Source organism: Roseateles sp. (assembly GCF_036486225.1).
Taxonomy (GTDB): Bacteria; Pseudomonadota; Gammaproteobacteria; order Burkholderiales; family Burkholderiaceae_C; genus Roseateles.
Genome location: NZ_DASVNZ010000401.1, coordinates 1 through 23,817, shown reverse-complemented (window position 1 = coordinate 23,817; position 23,817 = coordinate 1). Strand labels below are relative to the sequence as shown.

General features: G+C 69.8%; 19 protein-coding genes and 1 tRNA gene. 13 read left to right on the top strand and 7 right to left on the bottom strand.

Translation table 11 applies throughout. The features are described 5' to 3' along the window. The 4 genes from VF536_RS26145 to VF536_RS26130 all read left to right on the top strand — a co-directional run. Positions 1-547: ShlB/FhaC/HecB family hemolysin secretion/activation protein (locus VF536_RS26145; protein WP_331617877.1), on the top strand; the 547-nt coding region annotated here is incomplete at its 5' end. 5 nt (positions 548-552) lie between these two features. After that, entirely contained in the window at positions 553-8,799 is an 8,247-nt protein-coding gene (locus tag VF536_RS26140) for a filamentous hemagglutinin N-terminal domain-containing protein (RefSeq protein ID WP_331617876.1), read from the top strand. Between the two features lie 11 nt (positions 8,800-8,810). Next, positions 8,811-10,166, top strand: coding sequence for a hypothetical protein (locus tag VF536_RS26135; RefSeq protein ID WP_331617875.1), 1,356 nt, complete (start codon positions 8,811-8,813; stop codon positions 10,164-10,166). 101 nt (positions 10,167-10,267) lie between these two features. After that, the gene (locus VF536_RS26130) at positions 10,268-10,651 is read left to right on the top strand and encodes a hypothetical protein (RefSeq protein WP_088403694.1); all 384 of its coding nucleotides are present in this window, start codon (positions 10,268-10,270) and stop codon (positions 10,649-10,651) included. Between the two features lie 128 nt (positions 10,652-10,779). On the opposite strand, the gene VF536_RS26125 is transcribed toward VF536_RS26130, so the two are convergent. From VF536_RS26125 to radC, 3 genes are all read right to left on the bottom strand, one after another. Next, complete coding sequence (locus tag VF536_RS26125; protein WP_331617874.1) at positions 10,780-11,418, bottom strand: hypothetical protein; 639 nt, start codon at positions 11,416-11,418, stop codon at positions 10,780-10,782. 205 nt (positions 11,419-11,623) lie between these two features. Further along, the gene (locus VF536_RS26120) at positions 11,624-12,262 is read right to left on the bottom strand and encodes a Smr/MutS family protein (RefSeq protein ID WP_331617873.1); all 639 of its coding nucleotides are present in this window, start codon (positions 12,260-12,262) and stop codon (positions 11,624-11,626) included. Beyond that, positions 12,259-12,981, bottom strand: coding sequence for a RadC family protein (gene radC, locus VF536_RS26115; RefSeq protein ID WP_331617872.1), 723 nt, complete (start codon positions 12,979-12,981; stop codon positions 12,259-12,261). The genes VF536_RS26120 and radC overlap by 4 nt, the downstream gene beginning before the upstream one ends. 73 nt (positions 12,982-13,054) lie before the next feature. On the opposite strand from radC, the gene VF536_RS26110 reads away from it, so the two are divergent. The 4 genes from VF536_RS26110 (at position 13,055) to VF536_RS26095 (ending at position 16,134) form a co-directional block, all read left to right on the top strand. Further along, the gene (locus tag VF536_RS26110; protein WP_067275053.1) at positions 13,055-13,501 is read left to right on the top strand and encodes an FKBP-type peptidyl-prolyl cis-trans isomerase; all 447 of its coding nucleotides are present in this window, start codon (positions 13,055-13,057) and stop codon (positions 13,499-13,501) included. Next, positions 13,501-14,481, top strand: coding sequence for a 4-hydroxy-3-methylbut-2-enyl diphosphate reductase (gene ispH, locus VF536_RS26105; protein ID WP_331617871.1), 981 nt, complete (start codon positions 13,501-13,503; stop codon positions 14,479-14,481). Before VF536_RS26110 ends, ispH begins: the two co-directional genes overlap by 1 nt. Positions 14,482-14,600: 119 nt before the next feature. After that, positions 14,601-15,896, top strand: a complete 1,296-nt coding sequence (gene serS, locus VF536_RS26100) for a serine--tRNA ligase (protein WP_331617870.1) — start codon at positions 14,601-14,603, stop codon at positions 15,894-15,896. Between the two features lie 150 nt (positions 15,897-16,046). Next, positions 16,047-16,134, top strand: a tRNA-Ser gene (locus VF536_RS26095). Positions 16,135-16,281: 147 nt separating this feature from the next. Here VF536_RS26095 and VF536_RS26090 read toward each other — a convergent pair. Continuing rightward, positions 16,282-16,695: a response regulator gene (locus VF536_RS26090; RefSeq protein WP_331617869.1), complete on the bottom strand. Its 414-nt coding sequence runs from the start codon at positions 16,693-16,695 to the stop codon at positions 16,282-16,284. 327 nt (positions 16,696-17,022) lie between these two features. Here VF536_RS26090 and VF536_RS26085 point away from each other — a divergent pair, with 327 nt between their 5' ends. Continuing rightward, the gene (locus tag VF536_RS26085) at positions 17,023-17,709 is read left to right on the top strand and encodes a substrate-binding periplasmic protein (RefSeq protein WP_331617868.1); all 687 of its coding nucleotides are present in this window, start codon (positions 17,023-17,025) and stop codon (positions 17,707-17,709) included. A 12-nt stretch (positions 17,710-17,721) separates the two neighbouring features. Here the strand turns inward: VF536_RS26085 and VF536_RS26080 are convergent, their stop codons facing one another. Beyond that, a complete protein-coding gene (locus VF536_RS26080) occupies positions 17,722-18,522 on the bottom strand; it encodes a helix-turn-helix transcriptional regulator (RefSeq protein WP_331617867.1) in 801 nt (266 codons plus the stop codon). Between the two features lie 87 nt (positions 18,523-18,609). Between VF536_RS26080 and VF536_RS26075 the strand changes: the two genes are divergently transcribed. From VF536_RS26075 to VF536_RS26060, 4 genes are all read left to right on the top strand, one after another. Next, positions 18,610-18,861: a hypothetical protein gene (locus tag VF536_RS26075; RefSeq protein WP_331617866.1), complete on the top strand. Its 252-nt coding sequence runs from the start codon at positions 18,610-18,612 to the stop codon at positions 18,859-18,861. A gap of 74 nt (positions 18,862-18,935) precedes the next feature. Continuing rightward, positions 18,936-20,333 (top strand): FAD-containing oxidoreductase, encoded by a 1,398-nt coding sequence (locus VF536_RS26070; protein ID WP_331617865.1) that lies wholly within the window; start codon positions 18,936-18,938, stop codon positions 20,331-20,333. Between the two features lie 141 nt (positions 20,334-20,474). Next, the gene (locus VF536_RS26065; protein WP_331617864.1) at positions 20,475-21,239 is read left to right on the top strand and encodes a hypothetical protein; all 765 of its coding nucleotides are present in this window, start codon (positions 20,475-20,477) and stop codon (positions 21,237-21,239) included. Positions 21,240-21,401: 162 nt separating this feature from the next. Further along, complete coding sequence (locus VF536_RS26060) at positions 21,402-21,833, top strand: hypothetical protein (protein WP_331617863.1); 432 nt, start codon at positions 21,402-21,404, stop codon at positions 21,831-21,833. Positions 21,834-21,878: 45 nt separating this feature from the next. Here the strand turns inward: VF536_RS26060 and VF536_RS26055 are convergent, their stop codons facing one another. After that, complete coding sequence (locus tag VF536_RS26055) at positions 21,879-22,802, bottom strand: DMT family transporter (protein ID WP_331617862.1); 924 nt, start codon at positions 22,800-22,802, stop codon at positions 21,879-21,881. Positions 22,803-22,842: 40 nt separating this feature from the next. After that, positions 22,843-23,817, bottom strand: a 975-nt coding sequence (locus VF536_RS26050; RefSeq protein WP_331617861.1) for a TolC family protein, incomplete at its 5' end; no start/stop codon positions are given.

Below are 23,817 nucleotides of genomic sequence, written 5' to 3'. Positions count from 1 at the left end.
GCTGTCGCGCGGCCTGCCCGGACTCGGCGCCCGCACGGCGGCCGACATCGCGGCCACCGGCGTGCCGGTGTCGCGCTACGGCGCGCGACCCTACTTCACGAAGCTGGAGCTCAACGCCAGCGCCGATGTCGAGCTGCCCTGGGGACTGGGCGCGCGCACCTCGGCGAAGCTGCAGAGCGCGCTCGGCCACGTGCTGCCCAGCGCCGAGCTGTTCACCCTGGACGGCGAGGACGCGCTGTCGACCTTCCGCTCCGGATCGATCTCGGACGACAACGGCTGGACGCTGCGCCAGGAGTTGTCGCGGGCCTGGACGCCGTCGATCGGCGGCGCGAGCCTGCAGCTGCAGCCCTACGTCTTCGCGGCGATGGGCCGGCCGTGGTCGGAATTCGCCGGCACGCAGGGGCACCGCCTGGCCGCGTCCGGCGGCGCGGGCCTGCGCACGCGCTGGCGCGGCGCCGAGCTCTCCCTCGAGGCCGGCCGCCGCCGCTACCGCCCCTTCGGCCTGGACGAGTTCCAGGCGTTCGTGAAAGCGCAAGTCCAGTTCTGACGACCATGACACGCTCCCCGCACTCCTCCCGCGCTTCGGCGCAGACCCGCCCGCGCCTGACGGCGCTGACCGCCGCCATCCTGGCCGGCTTGATGCCGCTGGCCGGCGCGCAGACGGCACCGATTTCCGTCCTGCCGCGTGGCGGCAGCGTCAGCGCCGGTCAGGCCACGATCGGCACGCCGAACGGCAACCGCCTCGACATCCAACAGAACTCGCAGCGCGCGGTGCTGCGCTGGGATTCGTTCTCCATCGGCGCGGGCGGCGTCGTCAACTTCAGCCAGCCCAACGCGCAGGCGTCGACGTTGAACGTCGTCACCGGCTCGCTGGGCTCCGAGATCGCCGGCACGTTGAAGGCCAACGGCAGTGTCTTCCTGATCAACCCGCAAGGCATCGCGATCACGACGACCGGCCTTGTCGACACGCGCGCGGGCTTTGTCGCCTCGACGCTGGGGCTGTCCGACGACGACTTCATGGCCGGGCGGCTGCGCTTCAACGGTCGCGGCGGCAACGTGCTCAACCAGGGGCGCATCGTCACCGGCGAGGGCGGCCAGGTCGCGCTGCTGGGCGGAAAGGTCGAGAACGACGGGCTGATCCTCGCGCCGCTCGGCAAGGTGGCACTGGGGAGCGCTTCGGCCGCGACGCTGGACTTCTCCGGCGACGGTTTCCTGCAAGTGATGCTGCCGGCCGACGCCGTGGACGGCGACAGCCGCCCGTTGATCGGGAACGGCGGCCGCATCGAGGCCGGCCTGGTCGCGCTGCGCGCGTCGACCGTGCGCGAAGCCTTGCGCGAGGCAATCCACCTGCCGGGCACGATCCGCGCGACGACGCTCTCCGGCGTCGACGGGTCCATCGTGCTCGACGGCGGGGCCGGCGGCACGGTGCGTGTCAGCGGCACGCTGGATGCGTCGTCGGCGACGGCCGGCGGCGGGCGCATCGACGTCACGGGGCATGACGTGACCCTCGCCGGCGCGACGCTCGATGCGAGCGGCGCCACGCGCGGCGGTCTCGTGCGCGTGGGTGGCGCCTTCCAGGGCGGCCGCGCGGACGCGGATCTGGCGGATACCGACGGACGCTACCTCGGTCGCTTCGGCGTGCTGCCGGTGCTGGCGGCCGCCAATCGCGTGGGCATCGACGCGGACAGCCGCATCGACGTCTCCGCGCGCGGTGCGCAAGGCCTCGGCGGTACCGCGATCGTCTGGAGCACGAGCGCCACCCGCATGCTCGGTCGGCTCGACGCGCACGGCGCCGCCGCGGGCGGCGCGGTGGAGATCTCTTCCGCCTCCACGGTGCAGGCGGTGGCGCTGGACCGGCTGCTGCTGGGCCGCGGCGCGCGGCTGCTGCTGGACCCGCAGGACATCGTCATCGGCGACGCGGCGGCGGTCACGCCGCCCGGCGACATCGGCTTCAGCGACGGCCCCGGCGGGACGACGACGCTGAGTTCCGGCGACCTCGCAGCGCTGCTGGGCGCGGGCGTCGACGTGCGCCTGCAGGCCAGCCAGGACATCACCTGGTCGACCTTCTTCACCGGCATCTCCCGCGGCCCCGGTGGCGCGGCGGCCGGCGACCTGACGCTGGCGGCGGGCCGCTCGGTGATGCTCAGCGGTGCCTTCAGCAACGGCGGCGGCCACTGGACCATCACCGCCAACGACACGGCGGCCCACGGCGTCGTCAATGCGGAGCGCGGTGCGGGTCCGGCCTCGCTCGATTTGAGCGGCGCGAACTTCATCACCGACAACGGCCCGCTGACGCTGCTGATGGCCGATGGCGCCGGCAACACCGAACGCACCGCCGGGGCGTTGCGGCTGGGCGCCTTCGCGGGCGAATCGCTGTCGGCGACGGTGATGCCGACGGCCAGCTCCGGCGGTCCGATGCCGGTGGAGATCGTCATCGGCGGCAACATCTCGGTCGCCGGCACGGCGACGCTGAGCGGCGCGCTGAAGGTCAGCGGCGGAAGCCGCATCGAGGGTCACGTCGTCGACTGGACCACCGAGGCCACCGACCGCATCGTCGGCGAAGGGCTGTTCCGCTTCATCGAGGACGGCGTCGTCACGCGCCTGGCGCGTCTGGGCGGTGTCGACGCGACGCGTGTGGCGCTGGGCAACAACGTCGGCGGCGCGGTCACGCGCGTCTACGGCGATGCCGATCCGGACGCCGAGCACCTCGGCCGCGCACCGGTGCATCAGGTGGGCGGCCCGGCGGCGACGCTGGATGGGCTGTTCATGCCCGGCTCACTGACGGTCAGCGGCCCCGGTGTCACGGCCAACGCGGGCAGCGGCACGCTGACGCTGTCGGGCACCGGCGCGGCGGCGTTCGATCCGATGGTCCTCGGCAACTTCTTCGTCGACATGCGCAGCGCGACGATGCCGCTGACGATCACGCGCCGCACGCTGACGCCGACGGTTTCCGCCGGCAACTACGTCTACGGCGCACCGGCTTCGGTCGTGAGCCTGACGGGCATCGTCAACGGCGACAGCGTCGCGCCCATCGCCACGCTGGGCGGGCAGGGCGGCGTCGCGATGGCCGCCAACGGTGGCGGCTACGGCTACGGCTTCGGCGATCGCGTCGGAGCCGGTGGCTGGAACTTCTCGCTGACGGGCCTGGGTGGCACAGCGGCCTCCAACTACGCCATCGATCTGAGCGGCAGCGTGAGCGCGTCCCTCACCATCGCGCCCAAGCCGGTGAGCTTCTTCGTCGGCAACGCGGCGCAGACCTACGGCACCGCGTCGGCGCTGCCGATCTCGGTGCTCGCCGGTGTGCTCACCGGCGACGACGTGAACGGCGTCGTGGGTCTGAGCACGGGCGGTTCGCCCGTCACGGCCAGCGCGCGCCTCGCGGCGGGCAGCTATGCGGCCTCGGTGACCACGCTGGCCGGCGCGGCGTCGTCCAACTACGTGCTCGCCGTGAGCGGCAACACCGACGGCGTGTTCCGCGTCGATCCCAAGGCGCTCACCTGGTCGGTGGCCGATGCCGGCAGCACCTACGGGACGCTGGCCACGCTCGGCGTCGCGACGCTGGGCGGGGTGCTCGCGGGCGACGTCGTGACCGGCACCGTCGCGGCAAGCGCCGACGGCAGCACGCCGTTCACCCTGGCCGCCAACATGCGTGCCGGCAACTATGCCGAGATCGTGACCGGCCTGGGCGGCGCCCAGGCGGGCAACTACACGCTGGCCGGCGGCGGTAACGCGGCGGGACGTCTCGTCGTCGCGCCCAAGTCGATCACCTACGTCGGCGGCAGCATCGACCAGATCTACGGTCAGACGCTGCAGACGCCCGGGCTCGTCGGCCTGCTCGCCGGAGACACCGTCGTCGGCACGCAGCGCTTCGACGTCGTCGAGCCCCGCGTGGGCATCGGCAGTTCCTCGGCATGGCCGGTCGGGCACTACGTCACCAGCGTCGCCGGCCTCACCGGCGCCGACGCCGGCAACTACGTCCTCGCCGTCAGCGGCAACTCGGCGCTCGACATCACCGTCAAGCCCAAGCCGCTGACCTATGTCGCGACGGGCGGCGGCAACGTCTACGGGTCCTCGCCGCTCGCCGGCGGGCCTGTGCTGAGCGGCATCGTCGGCGCGGACCAGGTCGAGGCCCTCCCGACGGTCGACATCGGCGGCAGTCCGCAATTCCTGGGGTCGACCACGCGTGCCGGCACCTACACCTTCGGTGCGACGACCGCCTCGCTGAACGGCGCGGCCGCCGGCAACTACGTGATCGCGATCAGCGGCAACACGCCGGCCAGCTGGATCGTCTCGCCCAAGCCGCTGACCTGGAGCGTGTCCGCGGGCCATGCGATCTACGGCGACCTGCCCACCGTCGCGGGCAACGCCACCTCGCTCTCCGGCGTGCTGCCGGGTGATAGCGTCGGCGCGCTGCTGGCGGCGCTGGACGGCGGCGGCGCCGTCGTGGCGCGGCCGACCGTGGGCGGCACCTGGTGGGCGGGTGTCAACGCGCTCACCGGCGCGGACGCGGGCAACTACGCGCTGGCCGGCAGCGGCAACGCCGTCGGAGCGCTGACCGTGACGCCGCGGCCGGTGAGCTTCTCGACGGCCAGTGCGAGCTCGGTCTACGGCAACCTCGCCACCCTGGGCGCGGTGACGCTGGGCAATGTGCTCGCGGGCGACTCGGTCGGCTACTCGACGGCGCTGCTGTCCGGCGCCACGCCGGTCGCGCTGACCGATCGCACGCATGCCGGCGTCTACGTCGAGGCGGTCACCGCCATCACCGGCAACCCGAACTACGTGCTCGCCACGACCGGCAACTCGGCCGGCACCTTGACCGTTCAGCCACGTCCGATCAGCTACATCGCGCAGGATGCGTCGGGCACGTACGGCACGGCGCCGACCCTTGGTGCCGCGTCGCTGCTGGGCGTGCTGTCCGGCGACACGGTGAGCGCCGGCCCCGCCGTGCTGACGGCCACGGGCGCCGCGCCGACGGATCGGACGAACGCCGGCCACTGGACGCTGGGCCTGCGCAGCCTGACCGGCGCGGACGCCTCCAACTACGTGGCGACGGACGTGGGCTCGACGACGGCCACGCTGACCATCGCACCCAAGTCGGTGACCGTCACCGTGGACGGCTACTTCCAGAACGTCCGGTACAGCACGATCGCGCCGGACGGCACGTTCTCCAGCTTCAATCCGAGCTACGGCATGGTCAGTTCGGACCTGCCGATCGCCCGGGGGGCCGTCAACGGCCTGCTGGCGGGGGACCAGGTCTCGGTCGTCACGAGCGTCTCGGCGATGCCGCGATCGAGCAGCGGCGCGCTCAACGTCGGCACCTACACGATGACCGGCATCGGCCTGGCCGGCGCCGACGCGGGCAACTACGTGATGGCCGGCAGCGGCAACCGGGGCGCGACGCTCACGGTGAGTCCGATCGCGATCACCGGGACCGCCTGGCTGCAGGGGCCGGGCGGCCTCGTGAACCTGTCGACCTACGGCAGTTCGGATCTGTACGGCTTCCAGTCCTCGTTGTCCAGCGAGCTGCGGCCCGGCGACCAGGTGTCCGTCAGCGCCTGGTTGACGACACCGGCCGGCAACGTGACGACCGCGCCCGCACGACTGCCGGTGGGCAGCTACGCCACCAGCGGCGTGCTGCAGGGCGCCGACGCCGGCAACTACACGATGCGGCCGTCCTTCGGCGCCTTCGTCGTGCAGCCCAAGGCGGTCACCGTCACGACGCCCGACACGACCTCCACCTACGGCGACGTGCCGCGGATGCCCACCAGCATCGTCAACGGCGTGCTGTCGGGCGACCAGGTCGGCGCGCTGACCAGCCCCTTCGATCCGGTGAGCCTGTGGGAACGGACGCCGGCTGGCCGCTATCCGGTCCGTGTCGACGGCCTGGGCGGCGCGGACGCCTCGAACTACGTGATCGCGCCCGGCAACCTGATCCTGCCGGGTCTGCCCGCGTCCAACACGGGCTACATCAACGTCCTGAAGCGCGAGATCGGTCGATCGCTCGACAGCGGCAGCCTCGACATCATCTACGGCGGCGGCCTGCCCGCACTGCATCTGACCACCGGGATCCTCCCGGGCGACGAGGTCAACCTTGGCACGGTGGCGGTCGCCACGCAACTGCAGGGACGGAGCGTCGGTCCCGGCTACGAGTACGCGATCGACGACAAGCTCAACGTCGGCAGCTACCTCTACGTCGCGCGACTCTCGGGCCGCGACGCGGCGAACTACTTCACCGCCAGCGGATCCACCGGCATCGCGGTGATCACCGTCGCGCCCAAGCCGGTCACCGTCTCCATCGACGCGATCAACACCATCTACGGCACCTACGTCGCGCCGACCGTGTCGGTGTCGGGCCTGATCCGCAACGACGCGCTGTGGGTCAAGCCGGACTTCCACGTCGTCAACAACGCGGGCGAGATCAGCTACGGCGACCGCACCTCCGCCGGGGACTACCTGCAGGTGGTGCTCGGCGTGAAGCAGGAAGGCCGTCAGGACACGGTCATCGACCTCAGCAGGAACTATCGCTTCGTCTCCACGGACGGGGCGGCGGCCCCGCTGAGCATCGCCCGCAAGTCGCTGGTCTTCACGCCGGCCAGCGTGGCGAGCGTGTACGGCGATCCGGCGAAGCTCGGCGCGCTGACGGGCGTGCTGGCCGGCGACGATGTCGGTGTGCGCCTCAACGCCGGCGGCACGCTGCAGAGCCAGGCGGTCGGCAAGGGCAACGATCCGCTGCTCTACACGCCGCGCCTGGACGTCGGCGGCTACGACTGGACCGGCTCGCTGACCGGCGCGCAGAACGGCAACTATGCGGTGAGCGGCATCGGCGGGACCTTCACTGTCGCGCCGCGGCCGGTGACCTACGGCATCATCGCCACCGGCTACACCTACGGCGGATACGTGCGCGACTGCACCCGAAGCGGGTGCTCGCCGTGGGGGCTCCCGGTCGGCGGCGGTGTGAACCTCGGCAGGCCGACCTTCGAGAACGTGATGCCGGGCGACGTGATCGGCGGCACGATCGGACTGGTCGACTTCGCAGGCAACGCGCTGGCGGCGGAGCGTTTCACCCATGTGGGTCAGTACTTCAAGGTCGTGACCGGACTGACCGGCGCGGCAGCGAAGAACTACCGCGTCGCCGACAGCGGCAGCCTGCCGGGCCTGCTGACCATCTTTCCGATGGCACTGAGCTACAGCGTCACCAGCGCCATCTTCTTCAACGAGCTCGTCGGGACGCCGGGCATCGCGACGCTGCGCGGGCCGGACGGCCCCTTCAGCGGCCCGGACGTCCATCCGGTGGTCACCGCCTACGATCCGCAGGGCCGGCCCGTCAGCGACCTCAGCCATCTGGTGCCGGGACGGTATGTCTTCCGCGTCACCGGCCTGACCGGCGCCGACGCGAAGGACTTCGAGATCATCGGCGCGGGCTACGGCGGCTATCCCTACACCACGAACGACCCTGGGACCCTGGACGTGTTCACGTCGGCAATGCTGGGCGGGAGCTTCAGCGACACGGCGCAGCAGATCCCGACGATCCCGCCGTTGCCGCAGCCCGCGCCCACCGTGGTCGCACCGCCGCTGACCGGCTGGAGCAGCAACAAGACCGGTCAGATCGAGGACTTCGGCCGGAACATCACGGGCACCGGCACCGCCGGCGATGTGACGATCGGACCGCGAGGCGGCGCCGTCAGCGGCACGGCCAGCGGTGTCGTGGAGACCGGCGTGACGATAGGCGGCGTCGACCTGTCGACGCAGGCCAGCGGCGAGGTCAGCGGCCTGGCCAAGTTCGGCATCACCGGCGTGAAGCTGGAGGCCAACGTCAACGGCCACGTCGACGTGACCATCACCAGCGGTCCCGGCTACGTCACCTTCGGCGCGCAGGGCGAGGCCTACGCGATCGGCAATCTCGGACGCAACGGCGTGCAGATCGGCGCCGAGGCCCGCGCGGGCGTGACCGCGCAGACGGGCGTGGGCGGCAACATCAGCGGCCTGGGCGACGCCCAGTTGAGCACCACGGTCAGCACCTTCGTCTTCGCCCGCGCCGACGAGCAGTACACGCTGCGCGACGGTCGCGTGGTGCAGCGCTTCGACAACGCCGTCGGCGTCGGCTCCTCGGTCGGCGTCGCCGCCGGGGTGACGGGCAGCACCGGCTCGGTCGGCGGCGGCGCCACGGTCTACACGCCGGGGTCGATCGGCGGCACCTTCAACTACTCGATCGGCATCTCGGACGGCGCGATCAGCGTGTCGCTGGACCTCGGCGCGCAACTGGGCTTCGGCGGGCTGGGGCTGTCGTTGAACTTCTCGATCAACCCGATGGGCCTCGCGGAGGCGATGACCGACAACGTCGTGGGCCGCGCGGTGCTCGGCGTCTTCGGCCTCAATCACAGCGAGCCCGACAACCATTACTCGGCGGCGGATTCCAGATACGCCGCGTCGATCACCGACGCGGCGGCGCGCTTCAAGTACCTGGACGAGAACGCCCGCTGGCGTGATCGTCCGTGGAACTACATGTTCGACGAAGGGGTCCGCAAGAACTGGGACAGCATGCAAGCCTTCTACAACAACTACAGCTCGATGATCAGCCGCACGCAGGCGCTGATCAAGAAGGAACAGGCCGACCAGATCACGTTCCTGAACCTGCTCAAGACCGATCCGCAGGCCGCCATCGCCATGGCCCACAACACCGACTTCGCCGGCGCCAACCAGCGCGAGGAAGCGGCGCTGCGCGGCGAGGCGAACGGTTTCGGCGTGCAACTGGCCGTGGTGGACGGCAAGGTCACCTACGTCTCGCCGACCGGCCCTTGAGGATCATTCAAATGAACGTCTTCCGCACCTCCCTCAAGCCCCTCATGCCCCGCTTCTTCCGCCTCTCTCCTCACCTGCGCCGGCGGGTCGCCCTGGCTGGCATCGTCGCTGCAGCGGCGATGGCCTCGGTCGTCCCCGCGGCGCAGGCCGCCGACATGCCTTTTGAAATCTCGCTCACCGGCCAGCCGACCCGTTATCTCGTCGAGGGCCGTCCCTATGCGATCACCGGGCACGGCAGCGCGCGCTTCGGCATGAGCCTCGTGGAGGTCCGCGCCGCAGTCGCGCGGGACTATCCCGAGACCGTGTCGCCGCCGCATGAGTACGTCGATCCCGACAGCGGCGCCATCGACCTGACGGTGCGCGTCGCCGCGCTGCCGCGCGTGCCGGCGCCGACGCCGGTGCTGCTGCGCTACCGCTTCGGCTCGGTCAGCGGACGTCTGGTTGCGGTCGACGTGGAATGGACCACCGACGGCCCGTCGACGCCGGCGCAGCGCGCGGGGCTGGTCGAGGCGGCGCGCACCGTCGGCGCAACGATGGCCGGCTGGCGCTGGCCGCCGCTGGCGACGCGGCGCGGCCATCTGCTGCCGGACGGGACGCTGATCGTGTTCTCGGGCAAGGACTTCGAAGGCGCGGGCGCGGAGATCCGGCTGCTGGGCGCGGACGTCGACGTGGAAGCACGCGAGCGCACCGCGACATCGCCGGCACGGGCGCGCGAGCACCGCGTCGCCTCGCCGGGCCCGTCGCAGCTGCGTCTGCGGGTCGTGGCGAATGTCGACCGGCCCGATCCCTATCCGGCGATGGATCCCGCGTCGGCGGCCGCATCGACGGCGGCTGCGGGCGCGTACCGCGTGTCGGGCTTCCGCTCGGCGCTGTTCGGCATGGACGAGGCGGCCCTGCGCGGCGCCATCCAGCGCGATTTCAAGGCGGCCCCGGAGGCGATCCGCGTCGTCGAAGACCCGAAGGCGGGCAAGCGCGCGCTGGTGCTGCGGCTTGACCAACTGGAACCCGGTCCGGTGCCGGCGACCGTGACCTACATCCTGGAGCAGGCCACGGGTCGGCTGACCCACGTCAACGTGGTGTGGACGACCGATGCGGCCCCCGACGATGCGCTGCGCCTGCGCATGGCGGACGCGGGCGGGCAACTGGCCCGTGCGTTCCAGCAACTGGGCTGGCGGCCGGGCACGACCGTCTCGAAGATGGAGGCCGACAACCGTCAGGCGCTGCTGTTCGCCGGTATCGACGCGCAGGGCGGGGCGCTCGAACTGCGGATTTCTGGTGTGCCGATGCAACGCGCCGGCCAGGCGCCGGTGGTGCCGGAGGGCCCCGCCGTACTGCGGGCGGCGTTCTACGCCAACACCACAAAATGATGTAAACGGTGCCTGCAGCGTGCATATCTGACACTGCCGCCCCTCCAGGCGGGGGAGTCGATGAACACGGGCGGGCGCCTTCGTCTACCGTCCGATCCATCATGTACACGCTGCTCCACGACGATGAGGTCGGCATCGACGCCAATCCCGACCTGATGCATGTCCGGATCGACGACGGCCGACTCTGGCTGTCCGACGACGCCCGGGAAGACATCGAGGTCTGCGCCGGTTACTGCCCGGACACCGACAGCCCCATCCAGATGCTGAACTTCCTGCGCGCGGCCTGCGTGCGGCTGCAGCATGTGGACATGGACGGCGAGGAGGCCGAACACGCCTTCATGTCGTTCTGCGTCCTCAAGGGCCTGGAACATGCGATCGAGACCCACTGGCAGGGCGCCGACACGGTCGGTGAGTTCCGCCCCGAGCGCTTGCTGATGGCCTTCACGACGCCGGTCTCGCCGTACGGTAGCCTGATGCTGCATTGATGCCGCATTGATGTGCGCCTGAGGGGGACATCAGGCCCCCGAAAGAACGAAACGCCGGACGCGATTGCGTACCGGCGTTTTTCATTGCGGCCCGAGGTCGCCCGTGAGGGCGATCCGGAACGTCGGGGTCAGTCCATGCGGAACGCGAAGTCCTGCTGGAAGCGGTGCTCGCCTGGGCAGACATAGCGCGACTTCAGCGTGCCCTCGATCGCGTTGGAGAACGCGCGGCGGGTGCGGGCATCCATCGCTCCGCCGAGCGCCTGCAACTGCACCGCGACGACACGGCCGCCCTGGACATCGGCCACGGCGCGGAACAACGCTTCGCCGCTCCAGTTCACCGCAGGCATCTCCGGTGCCGCCATCTGCGTGCAGATCGCGCCGGGTGTCTTGATGGTGGTGAGCGGAGGCGTCTTGCCGGGGGTCGTGTCTGGCGTGGGGCCGGTGTCCTTCACCTCGAACGGGGTGTTCGTCCGTCCATCGGAGACCCCCACCGCGACGACGACGGGCTCCTTCGTCGGGGTGATCTCCACGGGGGGAATCGGGACCTCGACCACCCGCGGCGTAGGGATTGCCGGCTCGGGGATGCGCAGCGGTTCCACCAGCTTGGGCTTGACTTCGGGCTCGTCGATCGTCTTGACCTGGATGAGCGGCGGCGCCTCGACGGCGTGGCGCTGGAAGCCCTTGACCAGGGCGCCCACCATCAGCAGGTGGACGAGGCCGACCAGGACCAGCCCGGTGGTGCGGGCGTTCGGAGCGTGCATGGACATGCGTGTTCCCTCCCCATCGAAACGATGGCTGCGTGGTTGCGAAGACTCAATCTATTGAGATTTGTTGAGAACGGTTCTCGACTACGCCGGCATGTCCGCAGACTAGCCACGCGGGCACGGCGATGCAATCGCGTGTTCCGGAAAACAACGCGCTTCGGGGGAGGGGAAAGCCCGTGTGGGCGAGGGGGCGGGGAAGCGGCGACGCTCAGCTGTTGAGCAGGACCATCAGCGCGCCGCTGCCGCCATCGCTGGCGCGGGCCTGGACGAAGGCCAGGACTTCCTGCTTCTGCACGAGCCAGCGGCGCACGCGGGCCTTCAGCACCGGCTCGCGGCCGGGGGAGCCGTTGCCCTTGCCGTGGACCACGCGCACGCAACGCAGGCCGCGTCGGGCGCTGTCGTGGATGAAGGTGCCCAACGCCTCGCGCGCCTGATCGCGGCGCAGGCCGTGCAGGTCGATCTGCGCTTGAAGCGCCCAGTGGCCGCGTCTGAGCTTGCGCACCGATTCCGCCGAGATCTCCGGTCGGCGGAAGGACAGCGTCTCGTCGGTCTCCAGCAGCGAGTCGACGTCGAAATCGTCCGACAGCGCCTGCTTCCACGCCATCTGCTCGTCGAGCTCGCGCTGGCGCGGCTCGGGCTCGGGTCTGCCGAGGGTGAGGATCACCCGGTTGGTCTCCGGCAGCGGCACGACCTTGCCGACCGTGCGCTCGAAGATGCGGGCTTCCTCGTCGCGCAGCCGCGCAAGCGCGGCATCGCGCTCGCGGCGCTCTTCCTCCGCGCGTTGGCGGAGCTTCAGTTCTCGGTGCAGCGTCTGCAGGTCTTGCAGGCTGCGCAATCGGTCGGTCACAGCAGGCCCAGGTCGGTCATCGATGCGGGCTGACCCGCGCCGACGATGAAATGGTCCAGGACCTTCACGTCGATGAGTGCCAGCGACTCGATCATCGCGCGGGTCAACTGGACGTCCTGCGGCGACGGATCGGTACGCCCCGATGGGTGGTTGTGAACCAGGATCACCGCGGCGGCGTCCAGGGTCAGCGCGCGTTTCACCACCTCCCGGGGGTACGCAATGGTATGGGAAAGGGTGCCGTGGAACAGCGTCTCGAGGGCGATCAGCCGATGCTGGGTGTCCAGGAACATCACCGCGAAGCATTCGGCGCGCTTGTCGTCGTACTCCAGGCGCAGGTAGTCGCGGACGGCTTCGGCGGATTCGAAAACCGGCCCGTCGGCCAGCGTGTCGCGGAAAGCGCGTCGGGCGATCTCCAGTACCGCCAGCAGGGAAGTGCGCTTGGAAGGCCCCATCCCTTTCACCCCTTCGAGCGAAGCGGCGGGATCGCGAAGCAGGCTCCGGAAGCCGCCACAGCGGTCGAGCACATCGCGCGCAAGGGTCAGGACTGGTCGGCCCGGCAGACCGGTGCGCAGGAGGATCGCCAGAAGCTCGGCGTCCGAGAGTGCACGAGCGCCCTGGGCAAGCAGCTTTTCCCGCGGGCGCGCCTCGGGCGGCAGCGCGGCGATGACCGAGGCGACGGGCGGCCTGGAAAGGGCGATCGGGGCGGGGAGAACGGTCATGTCGGGACTCGGAGGAGGGGAGGTGGCGCTACAGCCTAAAATCACGCTTCGATTCCCAAAATCCCCCTGACTAGTGACCCTCGTTCAACCAGGATCCTTCCTGACCCTGCATTACCGGCTGAGCGGGCCGGATGGCCAGGACCTGATCAACACTTTCGCCGACAAGCTGCCGGCCACGCTGACGCTGGGCGCCGGCGAGCTGGCGCCCGCGATCGAGGCGCGCCTGGTCGGCCTGGCCGAGGGCACGCACACCCGCGTCGAACTGGCGCCGGGCGAGGCCTTCGGCGAGCGCAACCCCGAGCTGCTGCAGCGCGTGAAGCGCGCGCTGATGCGTCAGCTGGGCGATCCGGACGAGGAATACCACGTCGGTGACGTCGTGCAGTTCCCGACGCCGGACGGCCAGGGCCAGTACGCCGGCGTGGTCCGCGAGCTGGGGGAGGACTGGTTGCTGTTCGACTTCAATCACCCGTTGGCGGGACAGCCCGTCAGCTTCGAGGTGCAGCTGATCGGGGTGCTGTGATGACGGCGATGGACGTGAACATGAAGGACATCGTGCTGGCCGAGCCGCGCGGTTTCTGCGCCGGCGTGGACCGGGCGATCGAGATCGTCGAGCGCGCGCTGAAGAAGTTCGGCGCGCCGATCTACGTGCGGCACGAGATCGTGCACAACACCTACGTGGTCAACGACCTCAAGGCCAAGGGCGCGATCTTCATCGAGGACCTGGCCGAGGTGCCCCCGGGCGCGACGCTGGTGTTCTCGGCGCACGGCGTCAGCCAGGCGGTGCGCAAGGAAGCGCAGGAACGCGGCTTCCAGATCTTCGACGCGACCTGCCCGCTGGTGACCAAGGTCCACGTCGAGGTCGCCAAGCTGCACCGCGAGGGCTACGAATTCATCATGATCGGCCACAAGGGGCACCCCGAGGTCGAGGGCACGATGGGCCAGCTCAGCGACGGGATCTACCTCGTCGAAGAGGTGTCGGACGTGCCGCACGTGCGGGTCAAGGATCCGAGCCGCCTGGCGGTGGTCACGCAGACGACGCTGAGCGTCGACGACGCGGCCGAGATCCTGCGCGCCGTGAAGAAGCACTTCCCCGAGGTCCGCGAGCCGAAGAAGCAGGACATCTGCTACGCCACGCAGAACCGGCAGGACGCCGTGAAGGTGATGGCGCCTCAGGTGGACGTGGTGGTGGTGGTCGGCAGCCCGACCAGCTCCAACAGCAACCGCCTGCGCGAGCTGGCCGAGCGCCTGGGCACGCCGGCCTACATGGTCGACGCGGCCGAGGACGTGCAGGCCGAATGGCTGGACGGACGCTCGAAGGTGGGCCTCACCGCGGGGGCCTCGGCGCCGGACGTGCTGGTGCAGGCCGTGATCTCGCGCCTGCGCGAGCTGGGCGCGACGACCGTGCGCACGCTGCCGGGCGTCGAGGAGCACGTGCGCTTCCCGCTGCCGATGGGGCTGGGCGACAAGTCGATGGCCGAGGTCACCAGCGGCCGATCTTGATCGTCGCGGCAACCCTCTTCGGAGGGGCGCCCGCTGAGTTCCGCTGATCGACATCCCCCATGCCATCGCCGACGCCCCTTCCGAGGGCCGCCGTCGGCGCAGAACACGAAAGACACACCATGCTGGACATCACCCTTCTGCGCAAGGACCTGGACGCCGTCATCGAGCGCCTCCAACAGCGCAAGAACCCCCAACCCTTCCTGGACGTCGAGCGCTTCAAGACGCTGGAGACCGAGCGCAAGCAGGTGCAGATCCGCACCGAGGAACTGCAGGCCAAGCGCAACCAGCTGTCCAAGCAGGTCGGCATGCTGAAGGGCAAGGGCGAAGACGCCAGCGCCGTGATGGCCGAGGTCGCCGGCATCGCCGACGAGCTGAAGGCCGGCGCCGAGAAGCTGGACGTGATCCAGGTCGAACTCAACACGATGCTGATGAGCGTTCCCAACCTGCCCGACACCAGCGTGCCGGCCGGTGCGGACGAGACCGGCAACGTCGAGGTGCGGCGCTGGGGTCAGCCGCGTGAGTTCGACTTCGCGGTCAAGGACCACGTCGACCTCGGCGCACCGCTGGGCCTGGACTTCGAATTGGGCGCCAAGCTGTCGGGCTCGCGTTTCGCCTTCCTGAAGGGCCCGGTCGCACGCCTGCATCGCGCGCTCGCGCAGTTCATGCTCGACATGCAGACGCAGGACCACGGCTACACCGAGTGCTACACGCCCTACATCGTCAATCGCGAAATCCTTGAAGGCACCGGCCAACTGCCCAAGTTCAAGGAAGACATGTTCTGGGTCCTGCGCGGCGGCGACGACGAGCAGAGCGAGCAGTACCTGATCTCGACCTCGGAGATCTCGCTGACCAACTCGGTCCGCGAGAGCGTGCTGACGGTCGACGAATTGCCGGTGAAGCTGACGGCGCACAGCCCGTGCTTCCGCTCGGAAGCCGGTTCGGCCGGTCGCGACACGCGCGGCATGATCCGCCAGCACCAGTTCGACAAGGTCGAGATGGTCCGCATCGAGCAGCCCGAGCACAGCATGGCGGCGCTCGAAGAGATGACCAGCCACGCCGAAGCCGTGCTGCAGAAGCTCGGCCTGCCGTACCGCACGGTGCTGCTGTGCGCGGGCGACATGGGCTTCGGCGCGGTGAAGACCTACGACCTGGAAGTCTGGCTGCCGGCGCAGAACACCTACCGCGAGATCAGCTCCTGCTCGAACATGGGCGCCTTCCAGGCGCGCCGCATGCAGGCGCGTTTCAAGACCGCGCAGGGCAAGAACGAGCTTGTGCACACGCTGAACGGTTCGGGCCTGGCGGTCGGACGCACGCTGGTCGCGGTGCTGGAGAACTACCAGCAGGCCGACGGCAGCATCACGGTGCCGGAAGCGCTGCGTCCGTACCTGGGCGGCAAGGACGTGCTGAGAGCCTGAGCACAGGAACGTCTGTGACGGGAGTGCGGCGACAACTGTTGTGTCGAGGCGGCAATCGCCCAAATTGAATAACAGTTGTTGCCAACCCCAGAATTTCCTCGCTATACTCTTAGGCTTAGTCGCTGACAACCACAGCGATCACCGAATTCCGGAGAGGTGGCAGAGTGGTTGAATGTACCTGACTCGAAATCAGGCGGACGGAAACGTCTCGGGGGTTCGAATCCCCCCCTCTCCTCCAGAAAAGCTTGTTCGATCAAGCACTTAGAAAACCCGCCCAGAGCGGGTTTTCTTCTTTCCGGGCTGCTCGTTGGCAGTTTCCGAAACTCGCTGCCGTAACTCGCGCCAGGATCCGCAACCGGCACCGTTGGATGCGGCGGGGAAGTTCTCAGCGCATATGCAGCGAACTCAGGCTCATCGGCTGGCTGGCCGCCAACCGTGGCGCTTCGGCCAGCACGTTCAGGTCGGTGAGGAACTGCTCGAACTCGCGTCCCTTGTCGTAGAAGGCGTTGGCGCCGTTGCGCACGCACAGCGGGCCGTAGACCTCGGAGTCTCGGTTGCTCAGGACCAGGATGGTTCCGCCGAAGCCGGCCAGGCGCAGCTTGCGCAGCACCTCCAGCCCGGAGCCGGACGCCAGCGCCAGGTCCAGCACCACGACGTGGGGTCGCGTCAGCCCGACGGTGCACAAGGCCTCCGCCTCGGTGGCGGCGAGGCCGACGACCGAGAGGAAGGGCTGCTCCTTCAGGGCCGCCAACAGATGTTTGCGGACCAGCGGGGAGTCTTCGACGAGAACGACTTTCATGTATCAATTTTGCGCTTTTCGAATTGACAAAACCATGTGGGAAACCGAGCGGTTGCGCTACCACGTGACTTTCTCTGGAGCTCGTCGGCCACCAGCCCCCATCCGAGGGGAGTCCTCCGCTCGCGCGTCCGTCCCGCCTTGTGGCGCCGGGAAGCCAGGCGCACACTGCCTCGAATCCCCACCGCGATGGTTCTCAAAGAGGCAATGACTCCATCCGGCCCATCCGCCGTTCGAGGGCTCAGGCGTCGCTCCGTTGTGGGTGGCCTGGCACTCGCCTGGGGGCACGCTGCGTGGGGGAGCACCCGGACGCGCGTCCTGCGTGCTCTGGTGGAATCCTGGCCGCCTTACCTCGAGCCCGGCGCCGATGGCAGCGTGCGTGGGCTCGACGCGGAACTGCTCGCGGCGATCTGCCGGCAGGCGGGGTTCGAACTCAGCTGGATCCGCGGATCGCCGCAATGGCGCAAGCGGCGCTTCCGCGAGCTGCTGAACGACCAGTTCGATGTCATCTTCTCCGCGACGCCGGTGCCCGGCCGCGAACGCGCCGTCATGTACAGCCGGCCCTATCGCAACGAGGCCTTCATGGTCGCCGCGACGGATCCTCGCGATCCGCGTCTGGTCGGGCTGCAGGGCTTCGAACAGGTGCTGCAACGGCGCATCCCGATGCTGCACGTCGACGCGCAGGGCCTCGGCGACGATTTCGAGGACTGGCGCGAACGCCTCGCCGACGCGGGCCTGCTGCTGCCGTACCAGACCACGCGCCAGGGCATCGACATGCTGCGGCTCGGCCGCGCGGCGCTGATCCTCGGCGACGACCTGGATGTCCATGCGCAGGCGCGCGCCTCGGGCGTGCGGCTGCTGCGACAGCCCTTCGGCCACAGCGTGCAGCCCGTGTGCCTGATGCTGAGCCGCCGACGTCTCGATGAACGCGATCTCGCCCGCATCGACCAGGCGATCCAGGTGCTGGAGCAGCGCGGCACGCTGGCCGCGATCCGGCGGCGCCACGGCGCGACCTGACCGGACCCAGTCTCAGAGGGCGCCGTACTTCCCTGGCGTCACGCCGAAGGTCCGCTTGAACAGCGCGATGAAGGCGCTCACGTTGTCGTAGCCCAGCTCGAGCGCGATCGTCGTCACCGGCTTGCCGGCGGCGAGCAGTTCCAGCCCACGCAGCAGCCGGACACGCTGGCGCCATTCGGTGAAGCTGAAGCCGGTCTCCTCGGCGAAGCGACGCGTCAAAGTACGCGGCGCGATGCCGGCCCAGTCGGCCCATTCGTCGAGCCGGCGTTCGTCGTCGGGCCGGTTCGACAGCGCGCGCGCGATCCTGAGCAGCCGCTCGTCCGAGGGCATCGGCAGTCCGAGCGCCACGGGCGCTGCCGCCGCGATCTCATCGAGGATCACGCCGGCCAGCCGCGTCTGCGACGCGTCCAGTGCGGTGGCGGTTTCCGGCCACGTCGCGGCTCGCGCGACCGCCTCGCGCAACAGCCCGGTCACCGCGACGATCCGCGGTTCCGCCGGCAGCGCCTCGCTGCCCTCCGGGCTGACATAGACGCTCCACCCAGCGAAGGGCCCATGCGAGCGCAGGCCATGCGGGACCTCCGGTGGAATCCACAGCGCATGCGTCGCGGGCACGACCCAGCGGGCGTCGCTCACATCGACCGTGAGCAGGCCCTGGATGGCCCCGAGCATCTGCCCGCTCGCATGCCGATGGCGACGCGTCGAGCGGCCGTCGGCGGAGGTCTGTTCGACCGCACGCAGCAGCAGCGATTCGGCGTGCGCAGCGGTTTCGAAGGATTTCGCGCTTCGGGGTGAAGCGACTCGTCGTGGCGCCATCGGACTATCTTATGTCCTCAATGACGTACCCAGGCCAAACGTCTCTGCCTACGATTCATTCATCCCATCCACCACCAGGAGCAGACGATGAAAGCCCAAGACCTCTTGCCCGACGGGCAGAACCAGATCGAACGCAACGGCACAGTGATCCGCAAGGGCACCGTCGGCGCGTTCCTCGTCAATGCGAAGGCGTGGGGCGATCCGGCCGTGGAGGCCGACCGCCGCGCCGACGCCGAACGCGACATCGTGGAAGCGCTGCCTGCGCTGCGCGAGCTCGGCCTGTTCGACATCCTCGAGGTCCGGGACGACCGGCTTCGGGCGCTGCTCGACGCGCACTGACGCCCAGGCGCGCACATTGACCTGTCGCCCGACAGTGGCAGACTCCGCGACGATCCCTCTCCAGGAGCGTCGCCGTGAGTGAACCCATCGAGTCCAAGGACTCTTTCGATGCCATCGTCATCGGCGCCGGCCAGGCCGGCCCCGCGCTCGCCGAGCGCATGTCGCAGGCCGGCTGGCGCGTCGCCGTCATCGAGCGTTCGCGCGTCGGCGGCACCTGCGTCAACACCGGCTGCATCCCGACCAAGGCGATGGTCGCCAGCGCCCATGCCGCCTGGGTCGTCCGCGAGGCCGCGCGCTGGGGCGTCCGGGTGCCGGAACAGGTCGGCGTCGACCTGCCCACCGTCATCGCGCGCAAGGAACGCATCTCCGGCCAGTCGCGACAGAACGTCGAGAAGTGGCTGCGAGGCATGGACAAGGTCGAGCTGATCATGGGCCACGCGCGTTTCGAGGATGCCCACACGGTCAGCGTCGACGGACGCCGCCTGCGCGCCGACCGCTTCTTCATCAACGTCGGCGGCCGCCCCGCGCAGCCCGGCGTCGAGGGCCTGGACACTGTGCCCTGGCTCAGCAACGCATCGATCATGAAGCTCGAGGAACTGCCGCGGCATCTCGTCGTCGTGGGCGGCAGCTACATCGGGCTGGAGTTCGCGCAGATGTTCCGCCGCTTCGGGTCCGAGGTGACCGTCGTCCAGCGCGGTCCGCGGCTTGTGCCGCGCGAGGATGCTGACGTCTCCGAGGCCCTGCGCGACATCCTCGAACGCGAAGGCCTGACCATTCGCACCGGCGCCGAATGCGTGAAGCTGGCGCCGGCCGAAGAGGGCGTCGCCGTGCAGGTGAACTGCCAGACCGGAGAGCCCGAGGTCCGCGGCAGCCATGTGCTGATCGCCACCGGTCGCAAGCCCAACACCGACGACCTGGGCCTGGACCGCGCCGGCGTGCGGGTGGACGAGCGCGGCAACATCGTCGTGGACGACCAGCTGCGCAGCAGCGTCCGGCACATCTGGGCGCTCGGCGATTGCAACGGCCGCGGCGCCTTCACGCACACCTCGTGGAACGACTTCGAGGTCACCGCGGCCAACCTCTTCGACGGCGCCGATCGGGGCGTCGGCGACCGCGTGGTGACCTACGCGCTGTACACCGACCCGCCACTGGCGCGCATCGGCCTCGGCGAGCAGGAGGTGCGCGCGAGCGGCCGTCCCGCGTTGATCGGCACGCGGCCGATGACGCGCGTGGGCCGGGCCATCGAGAAGGGCGAGACGGAAGGCTTCATCAAGATCCTCGTCGACGCAGAGTCGAAGGCGATCCTCGGCGCGATGGTGCTGGGCGTCGACGGCGACGAGGCGGTGCAATCGCTGCTCGACGTCATCGCCTCGAAGCGGCCGTACACCGACGTGACCGCCGGCGGCGTGCGCATCCATCCGACGGTGAGCGAACTTCTCCCGACCGTGCTGCAGTCGCTGAAGCCTTTGTAGTCCTCGGCGACCCGGCGGGTATGAGCCTTGCCATGCGTGGTCACCGCATGGTGCGGTTTCAAGAGGCTCGCGATGGACCGCCCTGCACAACGACGCCCCGGCGCGACGTCGACACTCTCTGCCGTGACGACAGGGAACCCCGTGCCCTCGCTGCACATCGTCGAGATCGTCGGCGCCGTGCCGTCGGACGAAGCACCCGATGAGGCGTGCCCGCTTGCCACGGCCTCCGATCGAATCGGCGCAACGCGGCTGGTGGAGCGGCTCGTGGAGCGGCATGGCAAAGGCGGGAACGTCCGCTTCACCGTCGTGTGCCCCGCCGATGGACCGTACGCGGAACGATTGCGCGATCTCGGCGCCGATACCGTCATCGTCGCGATGCCCGACGATCCGCCGTGGCACGCGATCCAGGTGCTCATCGGGCTCATCCGCAACAAGCAGGCGGCGGTGCTGCATGCGCATCTGCCGAATGCGCATCGCCTGGCGGGGCTGGCCGGCGGCATCACGCGTACGCCAGTGCTTGCCACAGTGCAGGGCGCGCAGCTCGACATGCCCGATCTGGAGGTGCATCGCCTGATCGCGAGCCAGCTCAGCGTCGTCACGGAGGCGAGCTACTTCCATGCGCTGGGTCTGGGTCTTTCGCCCGATCGCATCAGCCTCGACCCCTTCGACGCGGAGGCCGACGACGAGTCGACGGCGCAGAGCCTCGAGGCCATCGGACAACGGCTTCGACTGCTCGCTACGCCGGCGGAGTCGCGAGGCGCCGCGCAGGCGCGTTCGCTCGCTCAACCGCTGGCGCAGGACATCATCGTTCCGCCCGCCACTGCGTCGACACCGCCGGTCGCGATCCTCGCCGTGCTCGATGAACTCGATCCTTCGCCCGCTCGGGCCTCGGGATTCAAGGCCTGATCGACCATTGCCCGGCGCACCACGCCAGAACCGCGCGGGCACCGGGATTGCCAGTCTTTCCTTGCAAGGGTGCTGCGACGGTTCGCGATGCGACAGGACGCGATGCGAACTGCGCGGCGGCCCCCGGCAAGACCTCAATCCACAGCTTCCAGGAGATCCACCATGAACCCCCGTTCCAAGATCACCACCGTGGCAATGGCGATTGCGCTGGCTTCCGGCGTCGGCTTCCTTCACGCCCAGAGCGGCGGCCAGGGCGGCAGCTCCGGCTCCGTCGGCGCGCGCGATCAGACCAATGATCCGCTGTCCAACAACAACGACCAGAACAAGGCGCCGCCTGCGACGCCGGCCGCCAATCCGAGCACGGGCCAGCCCGCGACGACGAACGACTGGCAGAACAGCCAGCCGGCGACCAGCAGTCAGAACAACGGCAACAACATGTCGACCGATCAGCGCCAGGACCCGAATGTCCGCACGCAGACGGATCCCATGCCGATGAGCGCGCCGGCTGCCGGCACCTCCTCGACGGACACGTCGACGATGAGCAACGACAGCACCACCGACAGCACGCTGCCGGCGCGTGCCGACCGCAACTGATCCCGCTGTCATCACCGAGGAAGGCGGCCCGCGTGGCCGCCTTTTTCATCGCGTCCTGCGCGCCAGCCACACGCCGATCGCGACCAGCGCCATGCCGGCCATCGCGAGGCCCGTCAGCGTCTCGCCGAACAAGGCCCACGCGATCAGCGCGGTCGTCGGCGGCGTCAGGTAGAAGAGGCTGGCGACATTGACCGCGCTGCCGCGGCGGATCAGCACGTTCAGCAGACTGACCGCGCCCAGCGACAGCACGAGCACCAGCCACGCCAGCGCGAAGACGAACTGGCCGGTCCAGTGCACCTGCATCGTCTCGGTCATCGCGGCGAGCGCGGCGGTGGCGAGCAGGCTCGGCACGAACTGGATGATCGAGCCGGTGCGCAGGTCGAAGGACGGACAGAACTTCTTCTGGTAGAGCGTGCCGGCGGTAATGCCGATCAGCGCGATGACGGCGGGCAGGAGCATCGTGATCAACGCGCCGGCGGGGACCGCCGCGATCTTCTGCGCGACGACCAGTCCGACGCCGAGGAATCCCAGGCCCAGACCCAGCCACTGCAGGGGGGCGATGCGTTCGCCGAGGAAGGCGCGCGCGCCCAGCGCCGTGACCAGCGGCTGCAGGCCGACGACCAAGGCGGTGATGCCGGCCGGCAGACCGTGCGAGATCGCGGTGAACACGCCGCCCAGGTAGACGCCGTGCACCAGCAGGCCCGTCACCGCGATGTGCGCGCAGGCGGCCATCGAGCGCGGCCAGGGCGCGCGCAGCACCAGCACGACGGGCAGCATCAGCGCGATGACCGCGGCGTAGCGCCAGGAGAGGAAGGTGAGCGGCTCGGCGTCGGGCAGCCCGAACTTCGCACCGATGAAGCCGGTGCTCCAGACGGCGACGAAGAGCAAGGGCAGCAGGCCGCCCGCGCCATGCGCAGGCGCAGCAGGAGGCTTGGGCGAGGTTGACGGCGAAGCAGGCGACGGGCTCATGGGGCCTGATGCTAACGAGCCCCAGCCATGGACCGGGCGGCTAGCGCGTCGGGTTTTCCGCAGCGTCCCAGCCCCCGCCGAAGGCCCGGAACGCCGACACGGCAGCCCGTGCGTGGTTCGCGTCCAACTGCGCGAGCTGATCCCGCGCGGCGAGCAGCAGCCGGTCTTCCTGCAGCACCTCGATCAGGCTGGCCGCGCCGCCCTTGTAGGCGTCCTCGGCCGCGTCGCGCGCGACCTGGTGCGCGCGGACCTCTTGCGCGAGGTCGCCGCGCTGCAGCTCCAGCTCGGACAGGGCGACGATCGCGTTCTCGACGTCCTCGGTCGCGCGCAGCATGCGCTGGCGCACCTGCGCGAGCGCCTCGGCCCGCGCACCGCGTGCCTGCGCCACTTCCGCATCGACGCGACCGAAGTCGAACAACCGCCAGTGCAGGCCGAGCAGCGCCTGCGGCTGGAAAGCCTCCGAGCTGAACAGCCCGCCGTGCAGGCTGGCCGCGCCGAGCACGCCACCCAAGGTCAGGCGCGGGTAGTACTCGGCCGTCGCGACGCCGATGCGCGCCTGGCTGGCGTCGAGCTGGCGCTCGGCGGCGATGACGTCGGGACGGCGGCGCATCAGCGTCGCGGGCGTCAGGTCGCCGGGCAGCGACGGGACGCGATAGGTGGAGGGCTGCGAAGATGACGAAGGCGACGAAGGCGACGATGGCGATGAGGACGAGGATCGCAGCGGCGCGATCAGTTTCGCCGCATAGGTGCCGGCCTGCTCGCCCATCAGCACGTCGAGGCGATGCTGCTGTTGCGCCAGCTCGGTCCGAAGCGGCGGCAACGTGCCGCGCGCCTGCAGTTGCAGCGCCTGGGCTTCGGCGACTTCGCGCTGCGCGGCGAGTCCGCCCTTGAAGCGGTCCTGGATCAGTTGCAGCAGTTGCGACTGCGTGCGCAGATGGGCCTCGGCGACCTCGATGCGGGCCTGCGCGCCGCGCACGCGGAAGTAGGCGTCCGCCGCTTCGGCCGCGACGGTCAC

What these genes read in the sequence shown, in the direction of transcription:
- VF536_RS26140 (WP_331617876.1), top strand. Translation starts at nt 553, where the DNA reads ATGACACGCTCCCCGCACTCCTCCCGCGCTTCGGCGCAGACCCGCCCG.
- VF536_RS26135 (WP_331617875.1), top strand. Translation starts at nt 8,811, where the DNA reads ATGAACGTCTTCCGCACCTCCCTCAAGCCCCTCATGCCCCGCTTCTTC.
- VF536_RS26130 (WP_088403694.1), top strand. Translation starts at nt 10,268, where the DNA reads ATGTACACGCTGCTCCACGACGATGAGGTCGGCATCGACGCCAATCCC.
- VF536_RS26125 (WP_331617874.1), bottom strand. Translation starts at nt 11,418, where the DNA reads ATGTCCATGCACGCTCCGAACGCCCGCACCACCGGGCTGGTCCTGGTC.
- radC (WP_331617872.1), bottom strand. Translation starts at nt 12,981, where the DNA reads ATGACCGTTCTCCCCGCCCCGATCGCCCTTTCCAGGCCGCCCGTCGCC.
- ispH (WP_331617871.1), top strand. Translation starts at nt 13,501, where the DNA reads ATGACGGCGATGGACGTGAACATGAAGGACATCGTGCTGGCCGAGCCG.
- serS (WP_331617870.1), top strand. Translation starts at nt 14,601, where the DNA reads ATGCTGGACATCACCCTTCTGCGCAAGGACCTGGACGCCGTCATCGAG.
- VF536_RS26090 (WP_331617869.1), bottom strand. Translation starts at nt 16,695, where the DNA reads ATGAAAGTCGTTCTCGTCGAAGACTCCCCGCTGGTCCGCAAACATCTG.
- VF536_RS26080 (WP_331617867.1), bottom strand. Translation starts at nt 18,522, where the DNA reads ATGGCGCCACGACGAGTCGCTTCACCCCGAAGCGCGAAATCCTTCGAA.
- VF536_RS26075 (WP_331617866.1), top strand. Translation starts at nt 18,610, where the DNA reads ATGAAAGCCCAAGACCTCTTGCCCGACGGGCAGAACCAGATCGAACGC.
- VF536_RS26060 (WP_331617863.1), top strand. Translation starts at nt 21,402, where the DNA reads ATGAACCCCCGTTCCAAGATCACCACCGTGGCAATGGCGATTGCGCTG.
- VF536_RS26055 (WP_331617862.1), bottom strand. Translation starts at nt 22,802, where the DNA reads ATGAGCCCGTCGCCTGCTTCGCCGTCAACCTCGCCCAAGCCTCCTGCT.